Here is a 14374-nt window from a genome sequence, read left to right on the forward strand (position 1 = left end):
AAAACGAAAGTATTATGAAATTAAATACAATAAAAACAGTAGGGCGAAGCGATTTCGTAAATATGGGCCCCATAAGATTGCGACAACCCATACCTACGCAGACCATAGATAATATAGATCCGTTTATTTTATTACACCATTATGGGCCTTATGAAATAAATGCAAAAAGCAATCCATTTGATTTGGGTCCGCATCCACACCGTGGGTTTGAACCAATAACGTTTTTAATTCAAGGCGAACAACTACACAGAGATTCTTTAGGAAACGAAAGTATTGTAAGTGCAGGAGATGTGCAATGGACCACTGCAGGAAGAGGCATTGTACATGCAGAAGGCCCTACAAAACCCTTTGTTGAAAAAGGAGGTGTAATAGAAGGCATTCAGTTATGGCTGAATTTGCCCGCTGAAAAGAAAATGATAGAAGCTAATTATCAACATGTGAAACATGACCATTTTAGAGTAGTGTATTCTATAGATGGAAAAGTAACTATCCAAATTGTAGCAGGAGAATTAGATGGCGTTTATGGTCGAATACAAACCCAAACCGCTGTTAATGCATATATCATTGATGTTGAAGCAGGAGGGAGTTTTGATGTGGCTGTTCCAGAGCATCATCAATCGACAATTTATTTGCTAAAAGGCGATGTTACAGTAAATGGTTCAGAACAATTGAAGCTCAACGAAAATCAATTGATTCAATTTAATCAAGATGGTGAAGGGTTTTCTATTGAAGGAAATGCGACAAGTAAATTATTATTTCTCTCAGGAGAACCATTTAATGAGCCTATTCAAACTTATGGTCCCTATGTAATGAACACACAAACTGAAATTATGGAAGCCATGAGAGATTATCAAATGGGGAAAATGGGGTTTCTGGCCCCATAAGAGGCCCCTAAACCCCGAAGGGGGAACTCATAACCTGCAAGTTTTTTGAAACCTTGTAGGTTTGAAAAAGTATGAGTAAGCATTCCCCTCCTTGGAGGGGCTAGGGGTGGGTTGAAGAGTATGAGTGGCGCGTTAGGGATTGCAGTGGAAAGCCCACAGCGACGTAGGAGCGAGGACTTGTAACGTAAAGCCCGACCCCTTGTGGGTAACGCCCTAATAATAACAATAAAAAAGTAATAATAAAATTTCCTTCTTCAAGGAAATGACAAAAGATTAAAAAAAATGAAAACAATAGTTCACAAAGCAGACACAAGAGGATTTGCAAATCACGGTTGGTTAAAATCACATCATACATTTAGTTTTTCAAGTTATCAAAATCCAGAGCGCATGAATTTTGGTAAGCTAAGAGTATTGAATGACGACGTGGTACAACCAAAAATGGGATTTGGTACGCACCCGCACCAAAATATGGAGATTATTTCTATTCCGCTAAAGGGTGCATTATCACATAAAGACAGTATGGGAAATAAACGCGCCATAGAGGTTGGCGAAGTTCAGGTAATGAGTGCAGGAGCTGGACTAACACACTCTGAGTTTAACGACAGTAAAACTGAGGAAGTTAACTTTTTGCAACTTTGGATTATTCCAGAGGAAATGGGTGTTGAGCCAAATTACGAACAGCGAAAATTTGATACTTCTGCGCGTAAAAACACCTTGCAAACGGTTGTGGCACCAAAGGATAAATTAGAAGGTAATGCGTTACCTATTAGTCAACAGGCATATATCTACAGAACTAATTTAGATGCTGGTAATTTAGTAAGTTTAAATATTAAAAAACCAGATAATGGTCTTTATATCTTTGTTACAGAAGGTGGCGTAAAAATCTCTGGAAATACCTTAAATAAACGTGATGCCATGGGTGTTTGGGATACAGATACAGTTGATATTTCTGCTTCTGAAGATGCTGAGGTGGTCATAATTGAAGTTCCTATGAACTAAAAATTCGTAATGATTAATAGCGAAAAAGCACCTTGAAATAGGTGCTTTTTTTATTTAAAACTACGATATTTGTTTTTTAACTAACCAAAATAGAAAAGAGTATGGCGATGAATAAGAATACAGTGTTGGCTTGGGCTACATGGATAATGATTTTTGTAGGTCTTGGACTTATAGCACTTGGCGCATTTAGATATTACGAAGTAGCAGGATATGGTTTTGCGGCTGTAGGAATTGGCTTTTTAGCTGTAGCTTGGGTGTTTAATGCTTTAAAAGGGCGTGTCTAAAGAGCTCTACACACTGCCAATAAAGACTATAATCATTAATATAAATCATACTAAAGATTAATAACTATCAATTAAAAAATGAGTGACGATAAAAAGATAATTTTCTCAATGTCTGGTGTTACCAAGACATTTCAAAGTACAAATACACCAGTTTTAAAAAATATATACTTAAGCTTTTTTTACGGCGCTAAAATTGGAATTTTAGGACTTAATGGTTCTGGTAAATCTACATTATTAAAAATAATAGCTGGTGTTGATAAAAATTATCAGGGGGATGTTGTGTTTTCTCAGGATTATTCCGTTGGATATTTAGAGCAAGAACCGCAACTAGATGATGAAAAAACAGTTATGGAAGTGGTACGTGAAGGTGCCGCGGAAACCGTTGCTATTCTTGATGAATACAATAAAATAAACGATCAGTTTGGTTTAGAAGAGGTGTATAGTGATCCTGATAAGATGGAAAAGCTAATGAACCGACAAGCAGAATTGCAAGACCAAATTGATGCAGCAAATGCCTGGGAGCTGGACACCAAGTTAGAAATAGCGATGGATGCACTGCGTACTCCAGATGGCGACAAAAAAATAGGTGTACTGTCTGGAGGAGAACGCAGGCGTGTAGCGTTATGTCGTTTACTATTAAAAGAACCAGATGTATTATTATTGGATGAGCCTACAAACCATTTGGATGCAGAGTCTGTACATTGGTTAGAGCATCATTTAGCACAATATAAAGGTACTGTAATAGCAGTAACGCACGATAGGTATTTCTTAGATAATGTGGCTGGTTGGATTTTAGAGCTGGATAGAGGAGAAGGTATTCCTTGGAAAGGGAACTACTCGTCTTGGTTAGATCAAAAATCTAAGCGTATGGCCCAAGAAGGTAAAGCGGCTTCTAAACGTCAAAAAACCTTAGAACGTGAGTTAGAGTGGGTACGCCAAGGTGCAAAAGGACGTCAAACTAAACAAAAAGCGCGTTTAAAGAATTACGATAAGTTAATGAGTCAAGATCAAAAGCAATTGGATGAAAAGCTAGAAATATACATTCCAAATGGCCCACGCTTGGGTACCAATGTAATTGAAGCTAAAGGTGTTGCTAAAGGATATGATGATAAATTATTGTACGATGATTTAAATTTTAATTTACCGCAAGCAGGAATTGTTGGAATTATAGGACCAAATGGTGCTGGTAAAACAACCATTTTCAGAATGATAATGGGAGAGGAAACTCCAGATAAAGGAGCCTTTACCGTAGGAGATACTGCTAAAATTGCTTACGTAGATCAAAGCCATTCAAATATAGATCCAGAAAAGACAATATGGCAAAACTTTAGTGATGAGCAAGAGTTAGTAATGATGGGAGGAAAGCAGGTTAATTCTAGGGCATACTTAAGTCGATTCAATTTTTCTGGAAGTGAGCAAAACAAAAAAGTAAAACTGCTTTCTGGTGGAGAGCGTAACCGTTTGCATTTGGCCATGACGCTTAAAGAAGAAGGTAATGTATTACTTTTAGATGAGCCCACTAATGATCTTGATGTGAATACGTTACGTGCTTTAGAAGAGGGTTTGGAGAACTTTGCGGGGTGTGCCGTAGTAATTAGTCATGACCGTTGGTTCTTGGATAGAATATGTACCCATATTTTGGCATTTGAAGGCGATTCTCAAGTATATTTCTTTGAGGGTAGTTTTTCTGATTATGAGGAAAATAAGAAGAAACGCTTAGGAGGTGATTTAATGCCGAAACGTATTAAGTATAAAAAATTAGTTAGGTAATTAACGTATTAAGTAAAATTAAAAAAGCCCACTTTATAAAGTGGGCTTTTTTAATTTTATATATATCTATTTGTAAATATGACCGTCTCCTAATTTATAATCAGAAACATCGATGTTTTCAAAACTCTTCTTTGTAGCATCAAACTGACGTAACAATGTACTTTGCTTTTCTATATTTCTAAAAATTAGAAAAAGAAGTATGAAAATAGGGGCAAATAAAAGGAATAGTAAAATCATATTAAATTTTAATTATTATCATATAGGTGACCATCTCTAAAATCTTTATAAGCTTTATTATCGTCATCACTTTGTAAAGGACCTGATTTTGCTAATTGGTCGTTTTCCTTTTTTAAAATATAAGATTTTCTTACACCAAGAATAAGAAGCACTAAGAAAAACACTACCACTATAGAAAGGACAGTGACAATTTGGCTTTGACTTATTAATAAGGGGATTTTACTTGGGTGTATGTTTAAGAGAAACATGAATTAGTCGATTTGGGTTAATAGCTTTCACAAAGATAGGCTTTTTTATAAACTAAAGTGTTAAAAATGAACCTAATATGCGAAATTTATTAACATCATGTTAATTTGTTACAATGAAAAACTATCTAAATCAATGGTTTTCAATTACTTTGATTGAAGTTTTATCTTACATAATTTTGTTTTAGAAAATGAAACTTTTGAATGTTTTGTAACAATTCAGCCTAGAAAAACACTTATAATTTAAAGCGATTTAAATTTTAAAAGTCATCTTTTTTAACGAAATTGCTTACCCTTAAAAATGTTCAACTTTAAAACACTACATAAACCATGTCTGATGATTTTGACTTATTAGAAACAAATTCCAATGAAAAAACTGAAAAAGTAGATGTCAATTGGGGTAAAGCCATTGATACTATGAAATCTAAATTGTCTCAAGAAGATGATCCAGAAGTTCGCCAGAAAATATTAAATGCAACATTAGATGATGTTGTAAACATGGCAGAAAAAGACAGAACAACACTTTTGGACGCTATTAAAGATTTAACTGATTATCAGGATGAGGTTGGTATTTTGTTTGAAAAATTTTCATCACTCAATGCTACAGAGCAAAAAGTAATAGACGATGCGCAAAAAGCTTTAGAGCGTGCCAAAATAGAATTGGAAGATGCTCTGGCAAAACCAGATACATGGTGGAATAACCTTTGGGGGCGAAAAAGTAAAATAGCAAAAGCAGAACAAGCTTTAAAAGATTCTGAAAAGACGAGAGCTGCAGCCGATAATAAGGCAAAAGCTATGTTTCAAGAGCGTATAGAAAATGCTGATGTACAAACACTTTTAAAGGAGCTATCTTATAAGTCTCAAGCCGCGGTTACCCGTTTAAAAAATCGCGAAGTAGAGATTAAAGAAGTAGAGGATAAGTTACAAGATGCTATTGTAGAGGCAACTAAAAATCACACCAAAGCACTAGAGAAGAAGAAAGAGGTAGAAGCCAAGCTTGAAGAGCGTTATGCATTGCTAAAGCAAGCACGTCAAGAACTGGAAGACGTTGCGGATAAGCAATCTGCTGAATATGCACAAGCTATTGGGAAAGTTACGGAATTGGAGCAAAAAGTGGAAGAACTTGAAGGTTTAAAAAACGCTTACACTACTTTGGCCGCTAGTAAGGATAGTTTTGTTCATAAGCACAATTTAACCATAAAAGTATTAACCTCATTACGAAGTAATTTACAAACGCATCGTGCAAAGTTAAAAAGTGATACTGAGGAGCGTTTAAAATATTACGATGGTTATGTTGTGGCTTTGAAGGCGAGAACTGATCAAGAGTTCGCTGCTATATTGGAGCATTTAGGTGTTAAAACTGATGAGCATATTGGGGAAACTCTTGCAGCAATGCATACGGCTAGTGCTAAGGCGCGTCAAGATATGATGGATAACATACCAGTACACGAAAAGGTAATGCAGGGTGTTTATAGTAGTTATGCGGAGGCACTACAAGAAATTCGCGAGAAAGATGTAGATATTCAAAAAAACTTTGCAGAGCGTTATGGTATTGATATGAAAGAGATTTTTGAAGAGTACTATAAGGCTGATGTTAATGCACCATCTGATAACGATGATGAACCTGAAGGAGCGCCTAAACCTAAGGCAGAGGATGATGATTTATTGTCTTAATTATTCAACAAAAAACTATAAATTTTAAGTGAGTTCGGACTGCGTTAGGGATTGAACGGTATGTTTGAAATCCCCGACGCAGGAGGGATTGAGTAGAGAAAGCCCGACCCTTGTGGTAACGCCCAAAAAGAATAAATAATTCCGCATGTTGCTACTGCAAACTGCGACTGATTACTGAGTACTGAAATATGTCAATTAACCAAATAGTTACACCTTTAGATTCAGCTATTTTAGATTCCAAAGCGCACTATACATTTTACCATAAAATGATAGATTTTGTGTTTAAAGAATTGGTGGTGGCGGTGCAACGCGAAAGTATTTGTAATACTGCAGAAGTAGCAATGTTTAAGCAATATTGTGATTTGTTATTATACTCTATTGAAGCCATGCGTATTAAATACATGTATGATGATGAGGACAATATGAAAGTGGATTTAACTGAATCTGGCTTTCCAAATTACTTAGAATTTCGCTATTTGTTTAACGACTTAGAGCTTAGAGATGAGTATTTAGGGAGGTTAACGCCAATAGCAACGCTTAAGGAAGAGTTTTTAGATACCTTGATGCGTAAAAAGCAGCATGTTAAGAAAAGTAGATTGTTTCAAGCTGCATCAATTGTGTATTATGCTTCGGTAAACAAAACATATATTTTTAATCGGTTTGTACAAGGTAAAATTGTAAGTGCACCAAAAGATTCTGGGGCAGATTTACTAACCAGCTGGAGTTTCTACGATGTGGTTAAAAACAGACCTTTTATCTGTTTTATGTATTTTAATTATGATGGCAATAAAATAAATGACTACAAACATGAGATATACGATATACTTAAAACTGTAGGAGATAGAGATATGGCCTTAGATACTATGGCTTATGGTATTGATAAAAAGTTGCCAAAAGTATCGCCAAAGCTAATAAAACGTATTGATTTAGGACCGATACATAATATGTTTACTAAAGACGAAAATGTATTAACACATACGGTGCTGGAGGCCATTAGTAAGAAAACAATTCCTTTAGAATCTTATGCGGTATCGCTTAAAGTGACAGAAGTAGCATCTAAAAATGAATTTAAAGAAGGTAGCTTTTTTAATAAACAGATATTGCAAAACTGGGGAGATGTATTTCAGCAACAATACATTTTGGCGCCTCATCGTGTCATTCAATTATTATATAACAAAACACCAGATATTATGAATGGCTTGGCAAAACCACCTATTGAAATTGCTGGTGTGGAAATAAAACTTTAAAGTAAGCAGTCGCAGTCTCAGTAAACAGTACTGAATACTGAGACTGTGACTGAAAACTAAAACCATGGAACATAACTCAACATTCCCTGTAAAACTATCAGAACTCGATATGCTTCGTGATGAAGCGTCTTCTTACCTAAAAAGTGTACAATGGGAGCAAGGAGCTCGTGCTAAAAATAAAGATAAAGATGCTAAGGATGAATCTATTCTATTGTATTTATCCCGCGCTAATAATGGTTCGAGTGCAGCTTCAATTACATCTGTATCTAAAACTATTTTAGCTCTTAAAAAGCGTTTGCTACCAGATTCTGTAGCGATTCCTATTTATTTGAATCGAACTTTATATGCGGTTCAAGAAGGCATTACTTTGGGTATTTGGATTAAGGATAGTTATTACGATGCATCTGGATTATCGAGTTTAAACGAGAATAAATCTGCTTTAGATAGTAGTGGTAAACGCGAATTTGAAAGTAAAATGCATACCGCTACGGCTTTTATGCTATTTGCTCAGGCTTACAAAATTTTACACGATTTAAAGCCACATGCCTCAGATGACTTGAGTGTCATGAAACAAAAGTTTGCGGGTATTCCTGAAGTATCTTTAATGTCTCCCATAAAAGGAATTTCCTGTAGTTTATTTTATTATGACAAATATTTGAGTCATCCAGAAATTATCAAATCAGATAAAGATGTTGTCGATTTTACGGTAGTTTATTTTGAAGCTTTAATTGATGAAATTCAATTACGTAAAAGCTCATTAGAATATACCGAAACTATTGAAGATAGGACGTATAAATTAGAAAATTCAGAATTTGCTGTTTCGGGTTGGAATAATGTATTTCAAGGGACTGCTAAAAGTGTAGAGTTTAATAAAATTCAGTTTGAACAAATTGTTGGTAACCGTGATGCAAAGCATTTTGCGCGAAGGTTAACCGAGCGCTTATTAAGCTACGATTTTATAGCTAAGAAAAACCCTTTTCAAGAATTAGGTGGTTTTATGCCTGTATTTATGGGCTATGGTATTCCAGGGACAGGGAAAAGTATGCTCATAGCTGCAATTGCTACGCGCTTAAAAGAGCACTGCGATACTTTAGATATACCATTTTTGTTTCATCCCATGCCGGATACGTTAATATCTACATTTCAAGGTGGTTCTGCAGAAAAAATGGTAGAGTGGATGAAACCATTACAAGATCCTTCAAAATTAATTTTTGCACCTATTGATGATGCAGAAAATAATTTACAGGAACGTACTGCTCAAGGTGTTTCTGCCGGTGTAAAGGAAGTTATTGGTGTGTTTTTAAGATATACAGAAGGTGCTTATGCGGTAAATTATGGAAACAGCTCTATTGGTTTGTTTACCAACCTCCCAGAGATGTTAGATAAAGCTGTGATTTCTCGTGTACAAGGACGTTTTAAAATTGATGGTGCCAGAACAGAGCATGATTTTTTAGATCAAGATCATCTGTGGTGGCGTAAAATTGATGATACTATGCCAGATTTTGTAAATATGCAAGGACCTGAAAGCTACAGGTATTTACAAGATCAAGGTTTGGCTAAAAATATGGGAGATATATTAAGTAGTGTTGAAAAACCTACAGAGGAACGTGTGCATGCCGTTTATGATAAAATTGAAAAACAGTTTAAGACCAATCAGCATTTGTTTTATGCGAATTTATACAAGGAAATTCAGGCGATATTCCCGTTCTTTTCATCGCGCGATGTTCGTAATATTCAATCTGCTATTTCTTTACGCTTAACTGATTTTGATTTAGAAAAAGACTGGTTTGAGAATCCAGAAATCTATTTCAAACAGGAATACGATACTAAATATAATATGTTACAGGAGTTGATGAGAGCCAATATGAAAGGCTTAGATTTTTCTGAAATTCGCCGTCAAGAAGTAGTGCGTTACTTAGATAATGTTGCAACTATCGCAGATACCGATTTTAAACGAAAAGTAGATGCTAGAGTAAATCAGTTAAATATTGAAATGGAAGCGAGACAGCGGTTTGAAAATGATTAAAAGTAGTATATCATGTTGAAAAATAAATTTATAAGGTTTTTAATAATCTTAAATGGAATACTTCTCCCAATAGTTATTGGATTTATTATTTATGCTTTTGTCGATGATTTTTTAAGGCAAAGTCAATATAAATCAAATGATAATATATTTAAAGCTGACTACGAAGAAGAGCAAAAAGACTACTCGATTGCCAATAATGGTCCCCAGAAATTGTATAACTCAGATATTTGGTATATAATCTTTTATAGATATTATGATGACGATGATGAATTTAAGTATTATGGCAATAATGACTTTCCAAAAGATATATTAAATATAGTTTTTCTTGACAAGGAATTAAATGTAAAAAGAACACTTTTAAACAGAGAATCTTTAATTATTAACGTAAGTGCTCCCAATAAATATTCTGAAGAGAATCGATTAGGGAAGTTAAAGGAAATGATTTTTTATTTAGTTGTCGAGGAAGACACGAATTCTAACGGTTATTTAGATAGGAAAGATTTTAGTTGTCTATTTGCCTCAGATTTAGATGGAAACAATTTTAGAAGGATAATAGAGAAAGATGTCAATGGGTATAGATTTATCAATGAAAACTTAATTTCGGTTGCTTATATGGAAAATGGAAAAATCAAATATGGCGTTTATGATTTCCTTAATAATGAGTTTAAGGATTCGAAATCATTAAATGAAATTATAAACAAGTATTAAAAATTTGATTTATGGGAGTTGAAAAAGTCAAAAATATCGAGAGTACATTACTTTCTGATAACTATTACATTCTAAATAAAGTCACTTTTGACTACATGATGAAAAGCGGTGTGTGGGTAAACCAAATGCGTGAGGTATATGATAGAGGAGATGGAGCTGGAATTCTCTTGTATAATAGAGAGAAGAAAACTGTAATACTTACTAAACAATTTAGAATGCCAACTTACTTAAATGATAATAAAGATGGGATGTTGGTAGAAATAGCTGCAGGAATGCTGGATAAAGATAATCCAGAAGCGTGTATTATAAGAGAAACCGGAGAGGAAACAGGGTATTGCTTAAAGAAAGTAAAAAAAATATATGAGGCATACTCATCTCCAGGAGTAATGACCGAAAAAATGCACTTTTTCATTGGAGAGTATACCGATGCCATGAAAGTAGGCGAAGGCGGTGGATTGGACAGTGAAGCTGAAGATATAGAGGTATTGGAAATGCCTTTTGAAAAAGCTATTGATATGCTGAATAATGGAGAAATTGTAGATACTCGAACAATTGTGTTATTGCAGTATGCTATCATTCATAAATTGCTAGATTAAATGTTGTCATTCCTGCGAAAGCAGGAATCTATAAATCTAAAAGAAAATAAAAATTAACAAGATTCCTGCTTTCGCAGGAATGACAGAAATGGACAAACTAAAACAAGCAAATCTATACAGAAGTGAACTTATCCTAGTAAGTGGGAAGTTAGTAGAGCGTTACAATAAATGCTTGGTAAAACTTGGGTTTACCAAAACAAATCTAAAAACGTTTTATATTGACGGTATAGGTTGGAGTCCCGAAGTGGCTGAAGAGAAAGCTGATACTAATTATTTAAATAATGGGGAGGCAAACCCTCATGGTATTATCATTTCTCCACTTCAAAAAGGAAAACCAGTGTATTTACCCTTTCATACGTTTGATAGGGATATAATGAAATACATTTTTAAAATTCATGGTGCTAAGATTAAAGACATTACTAGAGATTCTGCTATTTGCTTGGATTTCGATCAAAACATTGATGCTTTTTACGAACCATTAGATGTGTTAAAGTATAATGAAATTAGGATTAAATTTCATTTAATTGATAACCTTGATAAGGTAAAAGAGGAGCAACTAAAGCTAGTTGAGGAATTTAAGAGGGGAAACAATTTTATTAGCGAAACCATGCACCAAAAGTTATTGGATTCAGCTGAAGCTTATGGCGATTTGCGTGACAGAGATTTAGATTTACACGAATTACAGTATACTACAGATTCCTTTTATACAAGAGCTTTTGGAGGTGTTTATTTATTAAGAGATTTTATTGTGCCAATTGTAATATTTGAAGATAAAGCATGGCACAAAGAAGCTATAAAGGATACAGCCCATGATATTTTGATATTTCATATTAATCAACCTGAATTGATGGATAAGTTGAGAAGCCACTCCATTGTAGATTATAATTTAGAAGCAGATGTTAAAAAGGATAGGTATATCAGGATTAAGAAGTTTGAGCTATTTCAATATCTAAAAAAAACACAACATCCAGTTCAAGAGATATTGGAAAACCCTATATTATTTAAAAGTTATTTGAATAAATTGGATATCAAATCTCGAAAAAAAGTGATGAGTGTAGAACGCTATTTGGAAAAGATTGAAACTAGTAATCAATTTAAAATAGCAGATGTTATTGATGACTCATTATTTTTTGCATTACATAAACCGCATTCATCATTAGAGCCTAAACATCAAGATTTAATATGGAAACTTTTGGTAAATATTGCACCAAAAGATGTGTTATTTTGGTATTGGTACGATAAACCAGATTTTTATGAAAAGTTTACAACTTGGGATGATTCCTTTAAAGATTGGGTTGTAGCAACTATTAGTAACAATATTTAAGTTTTTTAGACTAATTTTATAGAACAAACTTTTAACGTTATGGGACTAGATTTAGTAATTTTTATTGCCGCTATTTTATTAGGGGTTTTTGTGTATTGGAGAGAGTCTCAACGTAATACACTGTATCGTTTTTTTAATAAAATTTTTAATAGTAAGGAGTTGCAGATGAAACCTGAAAATAAAAAAGGTTTTATCTATAAACAAACATTTTTACCGCGAATGGTTTATGTGGTAGGTTTTTTATTATTGATAGGATTAATAATTCAATTTTTATCTCCAATTTCAATATTTACAAGTTATTATGGCATCTCGGCATTTGCATCTATTTCAGTAGGTATACTAATAGGTACTTATGTGGCAAATTTTGTGTTAAAATCAGGAAAGATTATTGAGGAAAAAGGAGATTCTCTTGAAGGTATGGTTCAAGACACTATAGAAAAAGGAAAAGATCTCATTGAAGATTTAAAAACTAAAGAAGCTGAGGAATTAATAGAACATCCTGAAGAAGCATCCCAAAAAGAAACCAAGAGTGCTAGGGATAGATTAAAAGACAAAGGTTATTTAAAGTAGGTAGTATTCAGTTAACAGCACATAGCAAAAAGAGAAAGTTTAAACTATAAATACAGTTGCTCTCGCTGTGAGTTTCCTCCCCCTTGGGAGGGTTAAGGAGGGCTTTTTATTATGATAAAAAATTATTGGAATAAGGGCGGGAAACAAAAAGTAATTGTCATTATTGTTAGTTTAATAGTGCTTGTGGCATTATTTGTACTTCGGGATGATTATCAACCTGCACTACTATTTATTAGAAAATTTATTTCTGTTATTTTATTAAGTAGCCTAGTGCTATTTTTTGGATTACGAAAATTTAGAAAGTCAGCAAGTACAGGTGGACGTCTAGGAATTCTTGCAGTTTTAGTACTGTTCTTTGGTCTTTTGTATATTGTTGGATGGCATTTTAGGATGTATGATTACATGAAGACGTATAATGTTTTTAATCATTTAAATAAAGTTGAAATTAATGAGTTGCCATTAACTCAAAATGAGCGTATTCAACCTTTAAGAAATGTGTTTTCTATGGCCAATGAAAGCGTTGGGGAAACTAAAGATGTGTCACTGCCTCACTTGGTTAGAATTGGAAGTGAAAACAAGTGGACGATGGCTATACAACCCACTGAAAAATATGTTTGGCAAGGGATGACTGATAATACTGAGGAGGTATTTGCAGTGTCTAGTACAACACCATTCCCAAGATTTTCAAGTGAAAATAGAATCCCAGTAACTTTTTCCATTGGAGAATCTCTAAAATTTAGCAGAAACACATATAATGCCGTAGTGCAACGTTTTAACTTTTTTCAATTGTTTACACTGGAACCAAGTGATACCTATTATATGAAAAATGACAAAGGAGCTTGGGTTCAAGTAGTAAGTTTAATAAAATGGAAGGGATTTTTATTTCCTTATCCAACTTTTGGAGGTGTTATGCTAATTGACAATGGCGAACATGATTTTAATGACTATATGGAACGTATTCTGATAGGAAAAGGTACTTATGTAAGTCCAGAAAACATGAAAAACCACAGTTACCTTACACGACAAAACACCTTAGCTGAAAAAGTATCAAGATTACAAGCAGAATCTCTTAAGTTTTTAGGAGGTTTCAGTGATCCTCTACCATGGAATATGGAAACTGCAGTAAAAATTCCTGAAATGCCCAAAGACCAAAACCAACAACCTTATGTTACTGATTTTGATTTTTCTGAGACAGGAGAGGAGGCTTACAGTGGTTTATATCATTGGTTTGGTTTAGAACCAGTGGGAGATGAGCGTACTAGTTTGAGCTTTAGTGTATTTGTACCCGCAGATGGAACAGATAAATTATATTATTATAATCATGCGGCTAAAAAACAAGGCTATGCAGGAGTTTCTGCTATGCCACTAAAAGTAAAGGAATCTCGTAAGGAATATGATTGGACAGCTAATACACCAGTGGAGTTTAGGCCATATATTAAGAATATAGCAGGAAAGAAACGTATGTTTTTTATGGGTACTGTATCTTCCATTAGTGATAAAAATGCACAACAATTTGATGGTGCAGCTACACCAGATTTAGTGTTGATTGATAGTGAATATCGTGATGTGGTATGGATAGACGTTAAGCACCCCAGTAAATGGGATAAGACAGTGTATAATCAGCTAAATGAAGCCTGGAGGTCTAGCGAAGGCATTGGTTATTATTTTGCAGAGGATACAAGAACTATAGATATACTACAGCAAACTATTGATTCTACCAAAACTATTCCAATAGTAAATAAAAATACAGAGGAAATTGAACGACTTCAACGACAGATAGATTCATTAAAAGCAAATTCTAATTAGTTAA

Annotated in this window: 14 protein-coding genes; 12 read left to right on the plus strand and 2 right to left on the minus strand. The window is 34.1% G+C overall.

Annotated features, from left to right (window positions below):
* Nucleotides 1-14: 14 nt before the first annotated feature.
* From EYD46_RS04580 to ettA, 4 genes are all read left to right on the plus strand, one after another.
* Entirely contained in the window at nt 15-884 is an 870-nt protein-coding gene (locus EYD46_RS04580) for a pirin family protein (protein WP_130935886.1), read from the plus strand.
* Nucleotides 885-1166: 282 nt separating this feature from the next.
* Nucleotides 1167-1883, plus strand: coding sequence for a pirin family protein (locus EYD46_RS04585; protein WP_130935887.1), 717 nt, complete (start codon nt 1167-1169; stop codon nt 1881-1883).
* 107 nt (nt 1884-1990) lie between these two features.
* The gene (locus EYD46_RS17695; RefSeq protein ID WP_165454337.1) at nt 1991-2167 is read left to right on the plus strand and encodes a CAL67264 family membrane protein; all 177 of its coding nucleotides are present in this window, start codon (nt 1991-1993) and stop codon (nt 2165-2167) included.
* Nucleotides 2168-2245: 78 nt separating this feature from the next.
* Nucleotides 2246-3937 (plus strand): energy-dependent translational throttle protein EttA, encoded by a 1692-nt coding sequence (gene ettA / locus EYD46_RS04590; RefSeq protein WP_130935888.1) that lies wholly within the window; start codon nt 2246-2248, stop codon nt 3935-3937.
* A gap of 66 nt (nt 3938-4003) precedes the next feature.
* Here ettA and EYD46_RS17700 read toward each other — a convergent pair whose 3' ends face one another.
* Nucleotides 4004-4174: a hypothetical protein gene (locus EYD46_RS17700; protein ID WP_165454338.1), complete on the minus strand. Its 171-nt coding sequence runs from the start codon at nt 4172-4174 to the stop codon at nt 4004-4006.
* 8 nt (nt 4175-4182) lie between these two features.
* Nucleotides 4183-4422: a hypothetical protein gene (locus EYD46_RS04595; RefSeq protein WP_130935889.1), complete on the minus strand. Its 240-nt coding sequence runs from the start codon at nt 4420-4422 to the stop codon at nt 4183-4185.
* A 327-nt stretch (nt 4423-4749) separates the two neighbouring features.
* Between EYD46_RS04595 and EYD46_RS04600 the strand changes: the two genes are divergently transcribed.
* From EYD46_RS04600 to EYD46_RS04635, 8 genes are all read left to right on the plus strand, one after another.
* The gene (locus EYD46_RS04600) at nt 4750-6093 is read left to right on the plus strand and encodes a microtubule-binding protein (RefSeq protein ID WP_130935890.1); all 1344 of its coding nucleotides are present in this window, start codon (nt 4750-4752) and stop codon (nt 6091-6093) included.
* A gap of 188 nt (nt 6094-6281) precedes the next feature.
* On the plus strand, nt 6282-7340 hold the full coding sequence (locus EYD46_RS04605) for a hypothetical protein (RefSeq protein WP_130935891.1): 1059 nt from the start codon (nt 6282-6284) through the stop codon (nt 7338-7340).
* 64 nt (nt 7341-7404) lie between these two features.
* Nucleotides 7405-9366 (plus strand): AAA family ATPase, encoded by a 1962-nt coding sequence (locus EYD46_RS04610; RefSeq protein WP_130935892.1) that lies wholly within the window; start codon nt 7405-7407, stop codon nt 9364-9366.
* A 12-nt stretch (nt 9367-9378) separates the two neighbouring features.
* Nucleotides 9379-10074 carry a hypothetical protein gene (locus tag EYD46_RS04615; protein ID WP_130935893.1) on the plus strand — a complete coding sequence of 232 codons (696 nt, stop codon included), beginning with the start codon at nt 9379-9381 and terminating at the stop codon, nt 10072-10074.
* An 11-nt stretch (nt 10075-10085) separates the two neighbouring features.
* The gene (locus EYD46_RS04620) at nt 10086-10670 is read left to right on the plus strand and encodes an NUDIX domain-containing protein (protein WP_130935894.1); all 585 of its coding nucleotides are present in this window, start codon (nt 10086-10088) and stop codon (nt 10668-10670) included.
* Between the two features lie 88 nt (nt 10671-10758).
* Nucleotides 10759-11994 (plus strand): DUF6638 family protein, encoded by a 1236-nt coding sequence (locus EYD46_RS04625; protein WP_130935895.1) that lies wholly within the window; start codon nt 10759-10761, stop codon nt 11992-11994.
* Between the two features lie 39 nt (nt 11995-12033).
* Entirely contained in the window at nt 12034-12564 is a 531-nt protein-coding gene (locus EYD46_RS04630) for a hypothetical protein (protein ID WP_130935896.1), read from the plus strand.
* Nucleotides 12565-12675: 111 nt separating this feature from the next.
* A complete protein-coding gene (locus EYD46_RS04635) occupies nt 12676-14370 on the plus strand; it encodes a hypothetical protein (protein WP_130935897.1) in 1695 nt (564 codons plus the stop codon).
* Nucleotides 14371-14374 lie beyond the last annotated feature (4 nt).

Source organism: Hyunsoonleella pacifica, from assembly GCF_004310335.1.
In the GTDB taxonomy this organism is placed as follows: domain Bacteria; phylum Bacteroidota; class Bacteroidia; order Flavobacteriales; family Flavobacteriaceae; genus Jejuia; species Jejuia pacifica.

Excerpts from the sequence above, each read along its gene's own strand:
- EYD46_RS04580 (WP_130935886.1), top strand. The coding sequence starts at position 15 with ATGAAATTAAATACAATAAAAACAGTAGGGCGAAGCGATTTCGTAAAT.
- EYD46_RS04585 (WP_130935887.1), top strand. The coding sequence starts at position 1,167 with ATGAAAACAATAGTTCACAAAGCAGACACAAGAGGATTTGCAAATCAC.
- EYD46_RS17695 (WP_165454337.1), top strand. The coding sequence starts at position 1,991 with ATGAATAAGAATACAGTGTTGGCTTGGGCTACATGGATAATGATTTTT.
- ettA (WP_130935888.1), top strand. The coding sequence starts at position 2,246 with ATGAGTGACGATAAAAAGATAATTTTCTCAATGTCTGGTGTTACCAAG.
- EYD46_RS17700 (WP_165454338.1), bottom strand. The coding sequence starts at position 4,174 with ATGATTTTACTATTCCTTTTATTTGCCCCTATTTTCATACTTCTTTTT.
- EYD46_RS04595 (WP_130935889.1), bottom strand. The coding sequence starts at position 4,422 with ATGTTTCTCTTAAACATACACCCAAGTAAAATCCCCTTATTAATAAGT.
- EYD46_RS04600 (WP_130935890.1), top strand. The coding sequence starts at position 4,750 with ATGTCTGATGATTTTGACTTATTAGAAACAAATTCCAATGAAAAAACT.
- EYD46_RS04605 (WP_130935891.1), top strand. The coding sequence starts at position 6,282 with ATGTCAATTAACCAAATAGTTACACCTTTAGATTCAGCTATTTTAGAT.
- EYD46_RS04610 (WP_130935892.1), top strand. The coding sequence starts at position 7,405 with ATGGAACATAACTCAACATTCCCTGTAAAACTATCAGAACTCGATATG.
- EYD46_RS04615 (WP_130935893.1), top strand. The coding sequence starts at position 9,379 with ATGTTGAAAAATAAATTTATAAGGTTTTTAATAATCTTAAATGGAATA.
- EYD46_RS04620 (WP_130935894.1), top strand. The coding sequence starts at position 10,086 with ATGGGAGTTGAAAAAGTCAAAAATATCGAGAGTACATTACTTTCTGAT.
- EYD46_RS04625 (WP_130935895.1), top strand. The coding sequence starts at position 10,759 with ATGGACAAACTAAAACAAGCAAATCTATACAGAAGTGAACTTATCCTA.
- EYD46_RS04630 (WP_130935896.1), top strand. The coding sequence starts at position 12,034 with ATGGGACTAGATTTAGTAATTTTTATTGCCGCTATTTTATTAGGGGTT.
- EYD46_RS04635 (WP_130935897.1), top strand. The coding sequence starts at position 12,676 with ATGATAAAAAATTATTGGAATAAGGGCGGGAAACAAAAAGTAATTGTC.